The organism is Haloterrigena sp. H1 (genome assembly GCF_005938085.1).
Taxonomy (GTDB): domain Archaea; phylum Halobacteriota; class Halobacteria; order Halobacteriales; family Natrialbaceae; genus Natrinema.
In genome coordinates this window covers 1,616,850-1,634,557 of the sequence record NZ_SMZK01000001.1, presented here as the reverse complement: position 1 = coordinate 1,634,557, position 17,708 = coordinate 1,616,850, and the positions used below count along the sequence as shown (strand labels likewise).

Sequence of the window (17,708 nt, the reverse complement as noted above, 5' to 3'; positions counted from 1 at the left end):
ACCGAAACGGGACGACGGATCAGTGTGATTGATATGTCGATTGACCGAACAGCTGATAGCGGTCGTATGAAACGCGTGCAGTTCTCGGTCACATACCCGGATCGGTTCGTGCACCCGCTTCAGCGGCGGCTCGTGGAGATGACGCCGATATCGCGGGCCGAGTTACTGATGTGGAGTCCGACGGACGACGCGACGACCCTGTTCTGGTGTGACGGCGATCGAGAGGCAACCGAACAGCTCGTCACTGGGCTCGACTCGCTGCTCGGCCACACCGCCATCGACGTCTCCGATGGCACCTGCCTGTTTCTCCGCCAGGCCGACTACGAGTTTGCGCCGGCCGTTCTCGAGACGATCGCGGATGCGGCGGTGATCTTCCTCCCGCCCGTCGTCTTTCTCGAGACTGGCGAAGTGAAATTCGAGGCGGCCGGCGAGTCGACGGCGCTCAGCACGTTCTACGCGAACCTCTCCGAACTCGGCGCGGTCACCGTCGAACAGGTCCACGCGTTCGAACGCCGATCGACGCCGTCGGCGCTGACTGATCGCCAGCGGGCTGCACTCGAGGCGGCCGTCTCGGTCGGCTACTACGACGTTCCGCGAACCGGAACGGTCGCGGACGTCGCGGGGGTTCTCGAGTGTGCCTCGAGTACGGCCGGGGAACTGCTGCGTAAGGCGGAGGCGGCCGTGGTTACGGATTTCCTCGAGCAACGCTGACGGGGACAATCGAGGAGTTCGTCTCGACGCACTTGGCGATCCTCGCAGAGACTGGGAGCGGGAAATCCTACACCGCATCCGTCCTGATCGAGGAGATTATGCGGCCCAGTTCCCGCGCTTCACTACTGGTGTTTGACCCGCACGGCGAGTACGGCACGCTGGACGAAATGCAGGGTCATGAGGCGTTCCAAAGGGAGAACGGGTACCAGCCGGATGTCGCGTACTATGATCCGGATCGGCTCCATGTTCGTATTTCCGAGTTGGAGATTGGGGACGTCATGGCGATTCTGGATAATCCAAGTAACCGGATGCAGGAACGGCTCTCGACAGCGTGGCGCTCGATGCAGAAACGAGAGAGCCGAACCTGGGGAGTCGATGACCTCATCCACGAGATGAAACAGATTTGCGATCCAGATGACTCCAGCGTCGGCGCGTTAGAATGGCGGCTTCGCCGGTCGATCCAGCGGAACGACCTGTTCCACCCCGAAAAGAACGTTCCGCTAGATGAAATCGTGGATCCATGTCAGTGTACGGTCCTCAAGATGGACACGCTGGACAAACGAGATCAGCAACTCATCACGACCGTTCTTGTCCGCCGGCTATATCAAGAGCGTCTTGATGACGTGCGAGAACGTGACTCTGATGTCGATCACCCGGTTTTCGCGCTGTTCGAAGAAGGGCATCGGTACGCTCCTGCGTCGGGAGATGCCCCGTCGCTCGGCATTATGCGGACGATCGCGTCCGAAGGCCGGAAGTTCGGATTCGGACTTGGAATCATCAGTCAACGTCCGTCAAAGATTGATCCGGACGTACTGTCGCAGTGTGGGACGCAGATTTCAATGAAAATTCGGAATCCGAACGACCAAGACGCGATCAAGAAGTCTGTGGAGGCGGCTGGCGAGGACGTCACCCGAGAACTACCTGGTCTGACGCCCGGACAAGCAATCGTCTCCGGCGACGCGATGAACACGCCAGCACTCATCCAAGTACGGCGTCGGCGCACAGAGCACGGTGCCGAGAGTCGCCCGATAATCGAAGACTGGCACGAAGCGTATGAGAAGAAACAGCGTGAGCCGTCTCACTCCGAAGCAGCTGACTTCGGAGGTGGTAATTCGACTGGCGTCCAAAGTCTGGACTAGCCCTGTCTGAATCACGGGATCGATGGGAAAATACGCTCTCGCACGATGATTCTCGCCACTGGTGAAGCCCACGAACTCCAGCGCGTTACATCGTTTTTCATACCGTAGGGTTCGGCCAGTATCAAGCCTCTACAGAGCGATTCTACTTTCACTGTAGCTGGCACACCTTTTTCATCCAAAACGTCAAACACACTGCTTGGAGCCGTGGATTCCCCTGTCACACGCTTCATGGCTCCACACTCGTTCCCCTATGACTGTCGAAAACCAGGCGCTCGGAAACTGCCCGTTCTGCAACGCTAGAGTCCCGAAACACCAAGCTATCATCGGGTTCGAGACGAACGGCGAGCAACGAGTCTTCGCAGAATGCCCTGAATGCGGTGAAGTCGTCGATCCAGAAAGCGGCGGTTGACGGTCAGATATTGCTGAGAAGAAGACTGACAGTACACGTTAATTACGGCTTTTCTGAACCGTAAAAGGGTCTTTCTCCCAGTGAGCTGTCCTGGAACGGCTACTCGTAGTAGTCTTTGCGTTCAATGACTTCGGCGAAGCCGACGTTCTTACTGACGTCCGTGATTTCGATTCGCACCCGTTCGTTTGGCTCGGTATCAGGCACGATAACAACGTAACCTCGTTCAACGCGAGTGATGCCATCTCCTTGATCACCAAGGCTTTCAATATCTACGGTGCGCTGCTCTCCTTTCTCAACAGGTAATTCTCGGTTCGTTTGCTCGTGATTCTGGGAGTGGTCTTCTGAGTGTTTGGCTGTTGAATCTGGTCGTTCCTTGTTTTGAGTTTGAGCTTCGCGTTTCGGTGACGCCGTCTGAACCACCGCTGCACGATAGGTCTGGTTTGGTTGTAACTGGCCTTTGGATACCTCACGGGCGGGTACTTCAATGATGTAGCTGTCGTCCGTTTCCTCTAGTTCCGCAGTGAATAGGCATAGTAAGTTATCTGGAAGGTCCATCAGAAACTGTCTTGTCTGTAAAACCTGTTCAAGAACATCTTGGTTCTACCGGTGATAGAATGGTATGCGATCGCTCTGGCTTGGTGAAGTCATCAAACACTTTTGTTCTCTCAGCAGATAGTAGCACAGTTTATTTGCCTAATAATTTGAAGAAAACAACATCCAGTACAGTAACTCTGTTTCTTGACGATAATAAGAAGACTGTGGAGTGGTTGGTGATTACGTTCCCGAATGGGAGATGCGACTGGGTCGAAAAACATTAGTTTCCCTTATCGTCAAGGAAACACCCTTACTTTATATGTACAAATCAGACAAGGTTAGGTATGGGAGAAACACCAGACTGTCGGAACGTCGCTGCGTATGTGCGTGTTAGCACAGCCGACCAGGATGCCGAGAGACAACGCGACTCAATCGTATCGAAGTACGAAGAGGACAACATTACGTGGTTCGTCGACGTCGAGTCAGGTGCATCTCTCGCCCGGGATCAGTACAACGATCTTCGAGATGAACTCGACGAATACGACGTAGTAGTTTCAACAGAGATCGATAGGCTCGGCCGATCATTCAGCGAGCTCGCGTCTTTCGTTGAGGAACTCCGTGATCGAGGGATCGGTCTAGATTTAGTGGAACAGCCAGTTGACACGACAGGGAAAGAAGACTGGATGGGCGATCTAATGCTGAACATCCTCATCACGTTCGCAGATGCAGAGAGGAGGATGATCAAAGACCGCGTTCAGCAAGGCATCGACAAAGCCCGCCGTGACGGAAAGCGCGTCGGTCGTCCGCCGTTCGGCTACGACGTTGAGGACGGGTTCATGTACCAGGTTCCAGACGAGTATGCCCGCGCACAGAACTTCATTAGGGAAGTGAAGAAGGGTCGGTCGAAGCGAGCGACTGCAGAATTCTTCGAAATCCCCGAGAGTGCTATCCAGTCGATCTTGAAGCGTAGTGAGCAGAACTACGAAATCGCGTTCGATAACAACGAGTGGCGGATCGAGCGAGCAAAGGTTGAGGCTGGGGAGAAAGATCTAGAACCGCTAGAAAGGGGAAGTAATGATTTTTGACTGGACTCTGTGGGAATGATCTGGACCTCACCCACACTGTATTCGAAATGAAATCTGTTATAGAACGTCTAGATAATCGACCCTCACACACCGTTTTCGAAATGAAATTAGGCCGTCAAACACAGATTCAGGGCCTCATACGCGATACTGCTAATAAATATTGATTCTACATGCCTCTTCTTCGAGTTCATTTCGATCACGGTGTCTTACTCAGCCAGTTTCACCACATAATCCGCTCTCAGACTGGAGACGGGACAGTCTTCGTCTTCAATTTCTGTGATTTCATTTCGATTGCGGTGTGAGAGTGATTCGCTTTTGGAGCATCCCCCTCTGCCCAATTTCATTTCGATCACGGTGTCCTCATTTCGATACTGCTCCTATTACTTCGATTTCGATAGCACCCAGAGTCATTTCGATCATGGTGCCTTCATTTCGACTACACCCCCTTCATTTCGAAAAAGGTATTGCAGCTTAGTGTTCATCACCGATAATGAACCACAACCCATCCGACATGCAGGGAGATGGGAGCGAAGATATCACAGATCAGTCTTCTGAGTCATCTATCGTCGATAGCATCCTTGATGGTGAACGAAAAACGGTCTTCGAGAATAAACAACTCGTTGACTCGAACACGATCGTCGATCACAACCGGATCTATGGCCGTGACAAACAACTAGCAGCTGAGGCCCGAGCGTTTCGTGACACCCTCGACGGCGAACGTCCTCCAGATCTCTTACTCTACGGGCCAAGTGGTACTGGAAAAACACTCACGGTGAAAGCGGTCGCTGAGAAAGTAAAAGAACGCGCCACTCAGAACAAGATTGACTTCGACTTTATCGCGGTCAATTTCAAAACGATGGAATCCCACTCGATAGACCGCGCTGTCTGGAAACTTGGCAATCAAACCGCCAAAAAAGCTGGAGTCTCCTGGGATATCCCTCGGAAAGGTGTCTCCACCGATGCAAAATATGTCCGCCTCTACGAGATTGTTGACCGGCATTTCGATGCACTTGTGTTCATACTCGATGAAATTGATACTCTTACCGGTCGCGCTAGTGATGATGAGCCTGCGTATTCCCGGTTACTCTACAGCTTGAGCCGAGTCATGGCCGAGCAGCATGTCGATACCCTCGTCTCAACGGTCGTGATCACGAACCATCCTAAATTCCGCGAGAATCTCGATAGCCGTACCGATAGCTCGTACAACCCGACTGGTATCCATTTCTCCGATTATGATGCTAACGAGCTCATCGAAATCCTCAACCGCCGACGCGACGCCTTCAAAGACGGGGCACTCAATGACGGCGTCATCGAACTCGTTGCTGCATACGGGGCGAAAAACGAGGGTGACGCACGTCGAGCGATCGACTTACTTCGTGATGCAGGAGAGTTAGCAAACAGGAACGGAGAGACAGTTGTTACAGAGCGGCATGTACACGCAGCCAATGACTCAGTCGTCAAAAACCGAGTGCTAGAAATCGTTGGTGGAATGTCACTCCAGAAGAAGCTCTCGCTCTATGCAGCTGCCGTTGTCGCGGATGTGAATAATGGCTCGGCACCAAGTCCAGCAATTTACACGTTGTATCAAGAGATCTGCCAACGAACCGACCGCGACGTCTATACGCAAGAAACCGTCAACAGCCACATCAACAAAGCAGGAACGTATGGTGTACTCGAAAGCGAGCGGACGAGTGGTGGCTTCAAAAGCGGTGTTCACCTTATGTTCACGTTCACAGAACCAGTCGACGCTGTAATTGAGACACTCGAAGAAGACGATACGTTCGACGAGATCGAGTTATCCACTGCTCGCTCGATTGCGCGACAATCTATCCGCAGTAGTTGACGCCCTTGTGATTAACAGTAGTCGAGAGTGTCACAGAACTCTTCTCATAGTGTTGATTACACCCACTTCGATGGTGAATTGGCCGACAAGTAGGTCTGCCTACTTACCGGCTAACTTCCGGTGGTCAAAGTAAGCAACCAGTTTGGGTGTAGTTCGATAGACACTCACCATAAGCCAGCAGATGCACCGGCAAAGATAGTCCCCAATAGAAAGACTGCTAATAGCATTAAGACTAGTACTGGTACCGAGATCTCTCTCCAGTTCATCTCTATATCGACTCTGATTACTCATGCAGTCAAAACTGGCTAACGGTCAATAAGTAAGTCTCCTGTACTTACCGCCGGTTCACGGTTTCCTGTCCGACTCTCTCCGAGTTCTCGGACACAACCCCGCGGTAACTACATGTGCGAATAAAATATTGCCACAGAAAACATATATAGATCGGTTACAGTAAATAATTGGAAGATGATGAAGAGGACTACTATTGTCACCCTACTTGATATCGTCACCTTTCTCGCAACTACCGTTTTGATCTGGGGGATAGAGTCTGTACGCACAGTCCCGCTACATCTTACGGGGTTTACTCTGGACCTCATTTTCTCTGTTTTCTCATTTCGATTCTCTTCCAGTGGGGCTGCTATGTTACTCTTCATCGTTGTGGGGATCATCTACAGTGCTCTCCTTTCGGCAGTTGTGGTGTTTCTCTTCCGAAAAACCAGAAAGTCATTCATGTAGTATCTGATCAAACTTCTGTACTGAACAATACATACTCTGTACTTGTCAAATTAGGATGCCCGCACAGTTGGTGTGTGAGGCGTTCTGTGACTAGACTATGTAACGGTACCTCGTTACTGTACCACGAATCAGTACCCTGATCCTGTACCATGCTTGTGTACCGTGGAATAGTACCATGATACAGTACCAGGACAGTGTACCATAACACTGGACCACACCTTTGTAACACCGATTCCCCGACGATGAGACCAATGCCGAATAATCGCTTCTCGTCGGCGAATCCGTTGACGAGGGAGGAATAGCGAACACTTCCTGTACCCTATAGCGGGTCTCGGACGAGCCGCGCGACCCGCAAGGACGCAGGCACTACAGGCAATCCAAGATGACGCGCGAGAATCGGCGATGTAAATTTCTGCGATGGTGTTTACTCGTATTGATCAGCGATGGGCGAATTATTCTCACTGCATGTGGGTTTAAGTGCTCCTTCAACCTAATGCGCAGACGTGCCTGGGGTGCGGGACAGAATCGCTATGTTTGTTAGCGAATTCAAAATCGGCCTTCGCCCAATGAGAGCGAAAACTACCGATACAGTGGGCTCAGGATGCGAATCTTGGTCCTTCAAAATCGCAGGCGCAAGAGTCAGTACCTCACAAGGCATCCTCCGCTGAGCCGGTCTGAAGTCTGAGTTCCGTTGTCGGTCTCAGTGATCAGTTTGAATCTCCTCGACGATCGGTGAGGAGCTGTCGCTGTCGGCGGCGATCAGCCGCCGACGCGACAGCGTTGCCACTTGGGAGAGGGCATACTCGGTCGGTGGTTAGCGGTGGAACCGGTCGTCCGGTGGTCGGTTTGCGGGGACGGCCCGACGCACTGCGAGGGCCGTCCACGCTGCCCGTCGAATCATGTTGATGAATTCCTTGAACGACCAGGACCAGAGGCGACGCCCGCCACGGCGGGGCGTCGCCACATATTCCCAGTGCAGATACCGCCAGACGTTCTGCAACAGCAGACTCACCACGACGTACAACAGCCGAACTACCGGATCTTGTGTCGACGTTGTCGCAATACTCTGTTCAGAGAGGCGGTAGCTGGCCTCGATACCGAAGCGTTTCGCGTAGTGGTATCGAGCGTCTCGTGGCGTCTCAATGAACGGCGCGTCAGCGGCGTAGCCGTGACGCGCCACGCCATGTTCGTCGTATCGTCCGTTCTGGTAGGTACAGTCGATGTAGACGGGAAACTCGACGGTCCAGCTGTGACCGTCGAGTTTCCCCGTCAGATTGTGCTGGATTATTCGGCTCCATCCAGTCGAGAGTTCCTGCTTGATCGTCTTTCCCCACCGGACGATCGGCATGACGTAGGCGTGATTGTGTGCCTGAAGCAACCTGAGACACTTGCTGTCGTAGAATTCGCGATCAAGATAGACGGCCTTGACTTCAGCGTCAAGGCCGTCGAGAACACCAAGAAACGCTGCAAGGATGCTGCTGGCAGTGTCGCCGTCTTCGAGACGGCGCACTGCCAGCGTGAATCGCTTGTTCTTCACACGCGCGTAGAGTGTGGCATAGGCATGGAAGGCAGTCGTTCCACGTTTTGCTTCCGAGTGATAGAGGCCGTTCGTCTCGTCTTCGTCACCATAGTAGGGTCGCAGGTGGAGGTCAGCTACGACCTCCACCTGCTCAGGCAGAATGTCGAGAACATCCTTCTGAAGCAGTGTATTGCCGGCTTGTTCAACCGATTCTAGATCGAACTTCTTGCGGAGGTGGTACAGAACTGTGTTTTGGTGAAGTGAATCTTCGCTCTTCTCGCAGAGTGTCGAGACCGAGGTCCCGTCGGCGCATGCGCCGACGAGGACCTCGTAAATGTCTTCAGACGTTGCTTCGGCGTTTGGAGCGAAGTCAAGATCGACTTCCTCGTCAATCGTGTTGACGAGGAAATTAAGAAGTTGGTCCTCGTGGATTGAATTGTCTGCTTGCTGGGTACTAGGCACACTTCATGCAAGCAGACTTTTCAACTAACCAGCTTTGTGAAGTACTGAGAGTGGGTTGGGGCAGATTTGAACTGCCGACTTCCTCCGTGTGAAGGAGGTATCATAACCGGACTAGATCACCAACCCGCACGAAACTATTTTCGTCGGTTCGACTTAAGGCTTCCTTTCATCGATCGTCGTCTATACTCGGGCGTCACCGCCTCACACGGTCACGTGCGCCCTTGACGGTCTTCCGAGCGCGCGTTTCGGCGCGATGCTCGAGTGCGCGCACGTCTTCACGGACGCGGTCGACGCGGCTGGGGTCGTGATCGGGTTCCCGGCCGACCCGAGCGCGGCCCCAATTCGTAAGTCGTGCTCGGTACTCGGACGCGCCGAGTCGGGCGTGGGTGATGGCTCGCCGCAGGTAGTAGAGGCTGTCGTGGAAGTGTTTGTTCATGGGATGTGCTGTCGTATATAGGTTGAGCGAGAATATAGTTCTGCCGCGGACAACAGAATTGGTGGGCGACGGTGATTGGCGGTGTGACTCGAGGCGACCGGTCTTGCCGAGTGGGGTTCCAGAGCGACTGAGACAGTAAGCCACCGAACGTCATTGCACAGCCGTCGTGCGATCGGTGTGGAAATCGATTCAGTCGCTACTATCGTAGTCGGGTGCGTCCTCCGGTTCGCCGTCGCGGGCGTTGACGACTCGCGCGAGGGTAAACAACCCATCCGAGAGCCGATTGAGGTACTGGATAGCATCCTCGTTGATCTTCTCTTCGATGGCGAGCGAGACTGCTCGTCGCTCCGCGCGTCGACAGACGGTGCGGGCGTGGTGGAGCGCCGCGCCGTGGTCGCTGCCAGTCGGCAGGATAAAGGAGGTCAGCGGCTCGAGTTCGTCGTCGTACTCGTCGATCCAGTCCTCGACGGTCTCGACGTGGGTGGGACGGATCACGGGGTCGTCGTCGTCGGGATCGGGGTTCGCGAAGTCCGCCTGCACGACGTGGAGGTGGTTCTGGATCGTCGCCAGTCGCTCGTTGATATCGTCGTGGTCGGTCGGCCGGATTGTCCCGATCAGTGCGTTGAGTTCGTCGACGGTGCCGTAGGCTTCGATGCGGGCGCTGGCCTTCGAGACGCGAGTCATATCTCGGAGGTCGGTCTCTCCTTCGTCGCCGCGACCGGTGTAGATCGTCATGGCTGAATCGACGGATGGCGGCCACTTAACTTTCGTGTCACCGGCACTGCCGTCGGCTCGGTCGCTCGAGCGCCGGGCGCGAACCCCGCCGGAACCAGTACGTTAAACTCGCTTCGCTGGCTACCACCGGCCATGGCTCTGGAACTCGAACACGAGTGTCCCAACTGCGGAGGAGAAAAGACGTTCTATCGCGCCGCCAGCACGACGCTGCACCTCGGCGAGAAGGTCAAGTGGCACTGCCCGGACTGTGACTACGGTTTCGTCCGCATCGGCGACAACGGCACCGCCGTCGACTCGAGCACGGCATAATCCGCCTTCTGCCTGCTTCCGTTCTCGCGCCGAGAGCCGTCTTTCTCGTTCCAAATCGATTCGAATTCGGGTTCCCTACCGCGGTTCCAAAACCGTCTCCACGTAGCGACCGCCGCAAAAATCAGCGCGGGAACGGGCTACGAATCGTCCGTGAGCGCCTGCCACGACAGCCGCGGGTTCCGCGCGGCGCTGGTCTGGTCGATCCGGCGGGCAGTGGTCCGTTCCGGCGCGGCCTCGAGCGTGTCGTCGTCCTCACCGGCGACGGCGTTGAACGCGGCGGCGAGTCGATCCAAGGTGTCCTTGCTCTCGATCTCGGTGGGCTCGGTCATCAGCGCCTCGGGGACGATTTCGGGCCACTTGGTCGTCGGCGGGTGGACGCCGTAGTCGAGCATGCGTTTCGCCACGTCGGCGGCGTCTTGCTCGCCGGCGCTGGCGACGAACTCGTGGTGGAACGGCCCGTAGGGGATCTCGTAGTCGATCCGCTCGGCGAGGTAGTTCGCGTTGAGCACTGCGGAAGCGCTTGCATCCAGGAGGCCCTCGTCGCCGAGGCGGGCAATGTAGGCGAAGGTCTTGACGAGGACCAGCCAGTTGCCGTCGAACCCGTGGACCTTGCCGATGGTGTGCTCGGGGTCGAAGCGTTCGTAGACCGATTCGCCCGTCTTCGACTTCTCGTCGCGCTCGCGAACGCGGGGTGCAGGGAGGAACGGGGCCAGCTTCTCGACGACGCCAACCGGACCCGCCCCCGGTCCACCGCCGCCGTGTGGCGTCGCGAACGTCTTGTGGACGTTGTAGTGCATCACGTCGAAGCCCATGTCGCCCGGCCGCGCACGGCCGAGCAAGGCATTGAGGTTCGCCCCGTCGTAGTAGAGCAGCCCGCCGACGTCGTGGACCATGTCTGCAATCTCGGCGATGTCGCGCTCGAACAGTCCAAGCGTGTTCGGGTTGGTCAGCATGAGTGCCGCGGTGTTCTCCGAGAGTGCGGCCTCGAGCGCCTCGAGATCGACCCGACCCTCGTCGTCGCTGGGCAGGGAGACGACGTCGTAGCCGCCGAGTGCGGCGCTCGCGAAGTTGGTGCCGTGGGCGCTCTCGGGGATGATGACCTCGTCGCGGTGGCCCTCGCCGTTGTGTTCGTGGTAGGCCGCCGCGACACGGATGCCGACGAACTCGCCGGCCGCGCCGGCGGGTGGCTGGAGGGTCACTGCGTCCATGCCGCCGATCTGGCCCAGATAGTCTTGCAGCCGGTAGAGCAACTCGAGAGTGCCTTGGACAGACGCTTCGGAGCGGTCGGGGTGGACGGCCGCCGACGGCAGTGCGGCCACGTCCTCCGTGAATTTGGGGTTGTACTTCATCGTACACGACCCCAGCGGATACGGACCGCTGTCGATCCCGTAGATCATCTGCGAGAGGCGCGTGTAGTGGCGCGCCAGTTCGGGTTCGGAGAGTTCGGGGAGTTCGAGGGAGTCCCGCGTGAGGTCGTCAGGTAGCGGCGAGTCGGTCGACTCCTCATCGTCACCGTTGTCACCATAGTCGATATCGATCCGCGTCAGGTCTTTCTCCGAGAGCAGTGGCTCGTACTCGCCGTTCTCGATGTATCGGGCCTGATCGTAGCGCGACTGTGCAGGTGTGGTCTCGCGGCCGTCGTCGCTCATCGTGCCACCTCCTCGAGCGCACCGACGAACCGATCGAGCTGCTCGTCGGGGACGCCGGCGACGCAGATCTGAATCTCGTGGTCGCCGACGACGTGGACCGCAAAGCCCAGTTGTTCGAGGTCGTCAGCAACGGCGCTGGCAGGCTGGTCGACGCGAGCGACGAACTCCCGGAAGTGCCGGCGGTCGTGGACCGGCGCTTGCACGCCGACGATGTCGTCGATGCGCTCTGCGAGGGTTTCCGCGCGCGTGACGGCCCGTTTTGCGAGGTCGACCATCCCGCTCGGCCCGAGGACGGCAGCATGGATCGCCGTTCGCAGCGCGACCCAGGCCTGGTTCGTACAGATGTTACTCGTTGCGCGCTCCCGGCGGATGTGCTGTTCGCGCGTCTGCAGCGTGAGCGTAAACGCCCGGCGGTCGGTCGCGTCCTCGCTGACGCCGACCAGTCGGCCGGGAACCTGCCGAAGGTAGTCTTCCTTGGTGGCAAACAGGCCCAGTCCCATCCCGTAGCTCGTCGGGAGACCGAGGACGCTCGCGTCGCCGACGACGACGTCCGCACCGACGTCGGCGGGGCGTTCGAGCAAGGAGAGCGCGATCGGATCGGTGCCGAGCGCGAAGAAGGCGTCTGTATCGGCCGCGAGCTCGCCGATTGCGCCCAGTCGTTCTTCGATCGTCCCGCGAACGGTTGGGGTCTCGGCATAGATCATGACGGCATCGTCATCGACAGCCGCCTCGAGGCCCGCGAGGTCGACGGTGCCGTCGTCGACCGGATACTCCTCGACGACGAGGTCGGTGCCGGCGACGTAGTTTGCGAGCGTACTCCGTCGTTCCTCGCGGAGCAGTTCGGGTACCAGCACCCGGTGGCCCGAAGTGTCACGAACGCGGTCGGCTAGCGTCGCGGCCTCGCCGAGTGCGGTTGCGGCGTCGTAGATCGAACAGTTCGCGATCTCGAGGCCGGTCAACTCGACCAGCAGCGACTGGTACTCGAATAAGGCTTGCAGGAACCCCTGCGAGATTTCGGGCTGGTACTGCGTGTACGAAGTGAGAAACTCCGAGCGATCCGCGAGGTGGTCGACCAGCGACGGGATATAGTAGCCGTAGTGGCCGCGACCAAGCAGTTCGGTGCGGTCCTCGTTGCGACCCAGGATCGAGCGCACCAGCCGTCGCGTCTCCCGTTCCGTTCGCGCGTCGATGTCGAACTGGCCGTCGAACCTGACGTCGGCCGGAATGTCGAAGAGATCCTCGACCGTCTCCGCGTCGACCGCCTCGAGCATCGCCGTGCGGTCCTCCTCCGTGTGGGGGGCATACGGACTCCCCGTGGCGTGTGATCCGTGCATGACTAACAGTGGTCTCGATCGATCGAGCAGGTCGACCCTCCCCGCCGTCGAGTGCGGCGTTCGATCCGAGACACGATACGCACCTCTAGCGGGCAAGGGGTAATGAACGCACTCGTTTGGTCGTCCGGCCACGTCGTGTGACCCCTCTGGCTCCACTCCCGTGTGAGATCGGTCGAAAGCGCTCGCGGCGGGGACCGCGACCGGTCATTCCTCGGAACTGTCGCCATCCACATCGCTCGGTGCTTCCGTGTCGGCACCTGTATCCGTCTCATCGGATTCGGCCCCCGTGGTCTCGGATGGGGCTCCGGCAATCGACGTCCCGGTACGCACGCGAGCGAACGAATCGAGGACGAGTTTCGCGCCGCCGAGGACGACGGGGCCGACAAAGAGACCCACAGCGCCGAAGACGACGAGGCCGCCGAAGATGCCGACGACGATGATCGCGGAGTTGAAGGCACCGGTTCGGCCGATCAGCGCGGGCCGAAGGTACGAATCCGAGAACGTGACGATCAGTCCGTAGACGACGATCGCCGCGCTGGCGGTCGGTCGTCCTATTGCGACCAGATAGGCCGCTACCGGAATCCAGATCCCGAACGCGCCGACCAGCGGGAGCAGCGTCAGGACGAACGTCGCGACGGTCAGAAAGACGACGGCGGGGACGCCCGCGATCGCCAGCCCGACACCGAGCATCACCGCCTGAATGGCCGCGACAGCGACGTTTCCGACGACCGAGGCCCACATGAGCCGATCCAGTCCGGTACGCAGCTCCGCGAGCACCGCGTCGTCGATGGGTAACACCCATTCGAGCCACGCGACGAACCGATCCCCGTCTCGCAACAGCGCAAAGAGGACGAACAGCGTGATCGTGATGCCGATGAAGATGCCGGGCAGACTCCCGGCGAGGTCGATCGCCCCCGTCGTGACCTGTCGGATACCCGTCGCGATCCGGTCTTGGTTCGATTCGTACAGGGCGACGAGATCGACCGCGTACCCGTTCGTCTCGAGGGCTCCCTCGATCGTTTCGACATCGATCTCCCCCTGTCTGATCGAGCGGACAAGTCGGAGCGACTGCTGGACGGCGATCGTGGCAACGTAAATAAGTGGCAATAATACGACGATTAGGGTCGCCGCCACGACCGTGATCGCCGCGACCGTCGGTCCGATGTAGTTCTCGAGGTGTCGCTGGACGGGCTGTAGAATGTAGGCGAGTACGACGCCGAAGAGGACGTACTGCAGGTATGGCAGGAGAACGAAGAGCGCGAGGAGCCCACTGACCAGCGCGAGTGCAGTCACTCCGGGCTGTTCGACGATCCAGTCCGGGGGCTCGGAACTGCCAGGCATGGCTACATATGTAATGTCCTGATACATTAGTCCAGTGATACAATCACTGGCACAGAAGCGACGCAAACCGGGACCGACCACGTCCGTCCGGTACGATATGCGAATCGGCCTCGTGATTCACATAGCTCGAGCACGAATGTCGGAGCATGAAGGCCCTCGTAGCTGTCGACGGCTCCGAAGAGTCCGAAAACGCCCTCGCCTACGCCACCGACATCGTCGACGCGATGGGCGGCTCGATCACGGTGGTCCACGCGATCGATCCCACCGCATACGACGAGGGCGGCAGCGAACCGACCGCGTCGCTCTGGGAGGACCAGCGATTGATCGTCGAAAGCGTCGAAGACGCCGAACAGCGGGGGATGGACATCACCGACGACGCGGCCGACCTCGCCGCGGAGCTCGGTCGCGACGCCGATGTCGAACTCCTCTATGGCAACCCGATCAGGGAGATCGCCAATTATGCCGAGGACGAGGGATTCGACGCGATCTACGTCGGCCACCGCGGCCGATCGGAGCGTGCTGGGCTGATGCTCGGCAGCGTCGCCAAGTCGCTCGTCGAACGGGCGACCGTTCCAGTGACCGTCGTGCGCTGATCGTATCCGAGGAAATCACTCCTCGAGCAACTCGCCGAAGCGTTTCTCCCAGAACTCCTCGCCCGGGGGTTTCTTGCTCCGGCCGTAGGTCTTCTCGTCGCGGATCTGGCGCTCGAGGATGTCGCTGGCTTCGTTGATCGCGTGGCTCGCACCGTACCCTTCGCCGGAGGCGATGTACAGCCCCCGATCGGTGTAGAGACGGATACGAGCGAGCAAGAGCGGTCGGCCGCGGCGCGTCTCGTCGTGCTCGTGGAGATGGACGTTCGCGTCCAAGACGTTCATCCCGTGGTCCCTGTCGTCGAATTTCTCGACCTGTGCGACGATCTCGTCGTAAGTAATGTCGTCTATCAAGTCAGTGCCGTAGATCTGGACGCCGCGGTTCCCGCCAGCCTCCCAGGTGAGCGAGTCGAGGACATCGGTCTTCGTCACGATGCCGTAGGGAGAGCCGTTCTCGGTGACGACCAGCGACGACGCATCGGCCGCGAACATCTCCTCGACGGCCACATCGAGGGTCTCGTCGGGTTGAATCGTCCGCACCGGCGCTGCCATGACGTCCCGGATCGGCAGGTCCAGCATCCGTGCGGCCTCGCCCTCTCGGGAACCGAACCCGCCGCGTCCAGCGCGACCGGTACTCGAAGAGATTTCACCGCCGAAGGGGTCCGTGCCACCTGCGTCGCCGCCCTGACTCTGGACCTCGGCGCGGACCGTCAGCCCGACCACGTCGTAGAGACTGAGGATGCCGACCGCCGTGTCGGTCTCGATGACCGGCAGGTGGGTGATGCGATGCTCCCGGAACGTGTGAAGCGCCTTTCCCAGCGTCGTTGTCGGGTCCAGCGAGACGAGGTCGCCGGAGTAGGCCTCGGCGACGGTCGCCGCATCGAGGTACGGCTCGACCTTCTCCAAGATCCCATCGACGGTGACGACGCCGAGCAGTTCGTGGCCCTCGAAGACCGGGAGCAGGTGTGCGTCGCTGTCGATCATCAGCTGTGCCACCTTCCGGATGTCCTCGTCGGGCGCGAGGTGTGGCACGTGCCAGACCAGCGAGCCGAGCTTTTCGTTGGGCTTGTGATGCGAGGAGGCGAGCTGTTTTCGCGTCACGACGCCCTCGAACTCGTCGTCACGTATGACGACGCCTTTGACCGCAGAATCTGCGAACGTCCCGACGAGCTTCGAGACGGGTGTCTCCGGTGTGAATTCGACGTACTCCGCTGAGACGATATCGGAAATATCCATGGTTTCGTATGTTTCCGCGCTGTTTGTCCCGCTCCGATACGGTGGCCGCGTGCCGCAGAGACCTCCTTCGTTACAGAGTACCAAATGCTCGAGGGTCGGTCTCGCCACCGTCGGTCTCGGTATCTAGCACGTCACGCGAGCCAGACACTCAGCCATGCTGACGTACTGAGCCGTCGGTCGACACGCTCGAGAGAGGAGCTTTCTCGCTCGCGCTGTGCGCTTGCTCGCAAAAATCGCGAAGAAAAACGCCGTTACTCCACGTATCGGTACTTCCGCTCGCCCATACGGCCCCAGCCGTCGAAGACGAACTCCTCGCTTGGCGTCGTGAACTCCTCGACATCGACGTCCATCTCGTGGTTGTGGACGTCGTGAATCTCCTCGTAGTCTTCCCACGCCATCTCGTAGCGATCGGCGAGTTGCTCGTCGACGTTCAGGGCCTCGAGTTCTTCTTCCCAGCCGTCCTGAATCGTCTCGGCATGGATTTCGGCCTGTGCGCCGCTACCGTAGGAGCCCACGAGCAGTTTCTCATCCGTCATGTCGCGGCCCGTCTCGAGCGCGTGTTTGAGCGCGCTCACGCGGGCGACGTGGACGGAGCCGGTGTACCAGTTGCCGACCTCGCGTGAGATCGTCAGCGTCGGGTCGATCGTCGCGTCGTACCACTCGGCGTAGCGGTCGGTGTCCTTGAGCGCGTCCATGTACTCCCGGAGCGCGTCGCGATACTCCTCGTCGGAGTCGAACGCTTCGGGACGTGGCTGGCGACCGATCTCCTCGGCGAGGTCGTCTTCGGTCGGCGTATCGCGAATAACGTGGCGGAACGCCAGCAGGGCGGCCTTCCGGACCATCCCCGGGAACGGGGTGTGGAACGGCGCGTAGACGAAATCGTCCTCGTGGACCTCGCCCGCGACGCTCTCGAAGTCCTCAAGCGCTTCGCGCATCCGCGCGAGGTAGACCTGCACGGAGCGTTTGCCGTCGACCGACGGGAACTGCTGGTTGGGTTTGAGGAAGTCAGTCTCGTCGGCCGAGCCATACCCCTGCTCGGTCGAGAGTTCGACGAGACTCGGGTCCTCGCTGATGAGCATCGCGACGGCCCCGGCACCCTGGGTCGCCTCGCCAGCATCGCCGCGGGCGTAGAGGGCGGTGTCGGTCGCGATGACCAGCGCCGAGCGACCGCGGTTGCGGCCCGCGCGGATCCAGTTGCAGGCGTCATCCAGACTCTGGGTCCCCGCGATGCAGGCGAACTTCCGCTCGCCTTTGTTGGCGTGGTGGAAGTCGCCGTCGTAGACTTGCTCCAAGCAGCCAGCGACGTACGTCGAAACCGGCTTCGAGTTGTCGAAGGCACTCTCGGTCGCGACGTCGATCCGGCCGATATCGTCGGGCTCGAGGCCCTTACGCTCCATCAAGCGGTGGGCGGCGTTTGCCCCCATCGTGACGATGTCCTCGTAGCTGTCGGGGAACGAACTGGCGTTGAGACCCAGCCCTTTCGTGTATTTTTCCGGGTCCTCGCCCTTCTCCGGGGCAAACGTCCCGGGCAGATCGAGTTTGAGGTTCCCAGTCCAGATCTCGACGGCGTCGATGCCGACTGCTGTCATACTTGTCTACTAGGTGTGATAGTACAAGGTATTGTCGTTCGGCGTTTCGTTG

Annotated in this window: 15 protein-coding genes and 1 tRNA gene; 6 read left to right on the top strand and 10 right to left on the bottom strand. The window is 58.7% G+C overall.

The features are described 5' to 3' along the window. Positions 1-66 precede the first annotated feature (66 nt). Positions 67-711 carry a helix-turn-helix domain-containing protein gene (locus E2L06_RS08255; protein ID WP_138780389.1) on the top strand — a complete coding sequence of 215 codons (645 nt, stop codon included), beginning with the start codon at positions 67-69 and terminating at the stop codon, positions 709-711. Then, on the top strand, positions 708-1,850 hold the full coding sequence (locus tag E2L06_RS08250; RefSeq protein WP_343192872.1) for an ATP-binding protein: 1,143 nt from the start codon (positions 708-710) through the stop codon (positions 1,848-1,850). Before E2L06_RS08255 ends, E2L06_RS08250 begins: the two co-directional genes overlap by 4 nt. A gap of 508 nt (positions 1,851-2,358) precedes the next feature. On the opposite strand, the gene E2L06_RS08245 is transcribed toward E2L06_RS08250, so the two are convergent. Further along, a complete protein-coding gene (locus tag E2L06_RS08245; RefSeq protein ID WP_138780387.1) occupies positions 2,359-2,814 on the bottom strand; it encodes a TRAM domain-containing protein in 456 nt (151 codons plus the stop codon). A 323-nt stretch (positions 2,815-3,137) separates the two neighbouring features. On the opposite strand from E2L06_RS08245, the gene E2L06_RS08240 reads away from it, so the two are divergent. Together E2L06_RS08240 and E2L06_RS08235 are read left to right on the top strand one after the other, a co-directional pair. Beyond that, positions 3,138-3,878 carry a recombinase family protein gene (locus E2L06_RS08240; protein ID WP_138780385.1) on the top strand — a complete coding sequence of 247 codons (741 nt, stop codon included), beginning with the start codon at positions 3,138-3,140 and terminating at the stop codon, positions 3,876-3,878. Positions 3,879-4,368: 490 nt separating this feature from the next. Continuing rightward, entirely contained in the window at positions 4,369-5,721 is a 1,353-nt protein-coding gene (locus tag E2L06_RS08235; protein WP_138780383.1) for a Cdc6/Cdc18 family protein, read from the top strand. A 1,549-nt stretch (positions 5,722-7,270) separates the two neighbouring features. Here the strand turns inward: E2L06_RS08235 and E2L06_RS08230 are convergent. From E2L06_RS08230 to E2L06_RS08215, 4 genes are all read right to left on the bottom strand, one after another. Beyond that, positions 7,271-8,437, bottom strand: a complete 1,167-nt coding sequence (locus tag E2L06_RS08230; RefSeq protein ID WP_138780381.1) for an ISH3 family transposase — start codon at positions 8,435-8,437, stop codon at positions 7,271-7,273. Positions 8,438-8,488: 51 nt separating this feature from the next. Further along, positions 8,489-8,563, bottom strand: a tRNA-Val gene (locus E2L06_RS08225). Between the two features lie 67 nt (positions 8,564-8,630). After that, positions 8,631-8,873: a hypothetical protein gene (locus E2L06_RS08220; RefSeq protein ID WP_138780379.1), complete on the bottom strand. Its 243-nt coding sequence runs from the start codon at positions 8,871-8,873 to the stop codon at positions 8,631-8,633. Between the two features lie 189 nt (positions 8,874-9,062). Next, on the bottom strand, positions 9,063-9,608 hold the full coding sequence (locus tag E2L06_RS08215; protein ID WP_138780376.1) for a cob(I)yrinic acid a,c-diamide adenosyltransferase: 546 nt from the start codon (positions 9,606-9,608) through the stop codon (positions 9,063-9,065). Positions 9,609-9,740: 132 nt separating this feature from the next. On the opposite strand from E2L06_RS08215, the gene E2L06_RS21810 reads away from it, so the two are divergent. Further along, on the top strand, positions 9,741-9,917 hold the full coding sequence (locus tag E2L06_RS21810) for a hypothetical protein (RefSeq protein WP_006186796.1): 177 nt from the start codon (positions 9,741-9,743) through the stop codon (positions 9,915-9,917). A 137-nt stretch (positions 9,918-10,054) separates the two neighbouring features. Here E2L06_RS21810 and gcvPB read toward each other — a convergent pair whose 3' ends face one another. The 3 genes from gcvPB to E2L06_RS08200 all read right to left on the bottom strand — a co-directional run bounded on the left by gcvPB (position 10,055) and on the right by E2L06_RS08200 (position 14,241). Then, the gene (gcvPB, locus tag E2L06_RS08210; protein WP_138780375.1) at positions 10,055-11,566 is read right to left on the bottom strand and encodes an aminomethyl-transferring glycine dehydrogenase subunit GcvPB; all 1,512 of its coding nucleotides are present in this window, start codon (positions 11,564-11,566) and stop codon (positions 10,055-10,057) included. Next, a complete protein-coding gene (gene gcvPA, locus E2L06_RS08205) occupies positions 11,563-12,900 on the bottom strand; it encodes an aminomethyl-transferring glycine dehydrogenase subunit GcvPA (RefSeq protein ID WP_138780373.1) in 1,338 nt (445 codons plus the stop codon). The genes gcvPB and gcvPA overlap by 4 nt, the downstream gene beginning before the upstream one ends. 204 nt (positions 12,901-13,104) lie before the next feature. After that, positions 13,105-14,241, bottom strand: coding sequence for an AI-2E family transporter (locus E2L06_RS08200; RefSeq protein WP_138780371.1), 1,137 nt, complete (start codon positions 14,239-14,241; stop codon positions 13,105-13,107). 146 nt (positions 14,242-14,387) lie between these two features. Between E2L06_RS08200 and E2L06_RS08195 the strand changes: the two genes are divergently transcribed. Beyond that, on the top strand, positions 14,388-14,834 hold the full coding sequence (locus tag E2L06_RS08195; RefSeq protein ID WP_138780369.1) for a universal stress protein: 447 nt from the start codon (positions 14,388-14,390) through the stop codon (positions 14,832-14,834). A gap of 15 nt (positions 14,835-14,849) precedes the next feature. On the opposite strand, the gene E2L06_RS08190 is transcribed toward E2L06_RS08195, so the two are convergent. Both E2L06_RS08190 and hmgB read right to left on the bottom strand, forming a co-directional pair. Continuing rightward, entirely contained in the window at positions 14,850-16,067 is a 1,218-nt protein-coding gene (locus E2L06_RS08190; protein ID WP_138780367.1) for a CBS domain-containing protein, read from the bottom strand. Between the two features lie 251 nt (positions 16,068-16,318). Further along, entirely contained in the window at positions 16,319-17,656 is a 1,338-nt protein-coding gene (gene hmgB, locus E2L06_RS08185; protein WP_138780365.1) for a hydroxymethylglutaryl-CoA synthase, read from the bottom strand. Positions 17,657-17,708 lie beyond the last annotated feature (52 nt).

Bases quoted from the DNA above. Each gene is read 5' to 3' on its own strand.
- E2L06_RS08255 (WP_138780389.1), top strand. From the start codon at position 67: ATGAAACGCGTGCAGTTCTCGGTCACATACCCGGATCGGTTCGTGCAC.
- E2L06_RS08245 (WP_138780387.1), bottom strand. From the start codon at position 2,814: ATGGACCTTCCAGATAACTTACTATGCCTATTCACTGCGGAACTAGAG.
- E2L06_RS08240 (WP_138780385.1), top strand. From the start codon at position 3,138: ATGGGAGAAACACCAGACTGTCGGAACGTCGCTGCGTATGTGCGTGTT.
- E2L06_RS08235 (WP_138780383.1), top strand. From the start codon at position 4,369: ATGAACCACAACCCATCCGACATGCAGGGAGATGGGAGCGAAGATATC.
- E2L06_RS08220 (WP_138780379.1), bottom strand. From the start codon at position 8,873: ATGAACAAACACTTCCACGACAGCCTCTACTACCTGCGGCGAGCCATC.
- E2L06_RS08215 (WP_138780376.1), bottom strand. From the start codon at position 9,608: ATGACGATCTACACCGGTCGCGGCGACGAAGGAGAGACCGACCTCCGA.
- E2L06_RS21810 (WP_006186796.1), top strand. From the start codon at position 9,741: ATGGCTCTGGAACTCGAACACGAGTGTCCCAACTGCGGAGGAGAAAAG.
- gcvPB (WP_138780375.1), bottom strand. From the start codon at position 11,566: ATGAGCGACGACGGCCGCGAGACCACACCTGCACAGTCGCGCTACGAT.
- gcvPA (WP_138780373.1), bottom strand. From the start codon at position 12,900: ATGCACGGATCACACGCCACGGGGAGTCCGTATGCCCCCCACACGGAG.
- E2L06_RS08200 (WP_138780371.1), bottom strand. From the start codon at position 14,241: ATGCCTGGCAGTTCCGAGCCCCCGGACTGGATCGTCGAACAGCCCGGA.
- E2L06_RS08195 (WP_138780369.1), top strand. From the start codon at position 14,388: ATGAAGGCCCTCGTAGCTGTCGACGGCTCCGAAGAGTCCGAAAACGCC.
- E2L06_RS08190 (WP_138780367.1), bottom strand. From the start codon at position 16,067: ATGGATATTTCCGATATCGTCTCAGCGGAGTACGTCGAATTCACACCG.
- hmgB (WP_138780365.1), bottom strand. From the start codon at position 17,656: ATGACAGCAGTCGGCATCGACGCCGTCGAGATCTGGACTGGGAACCTC.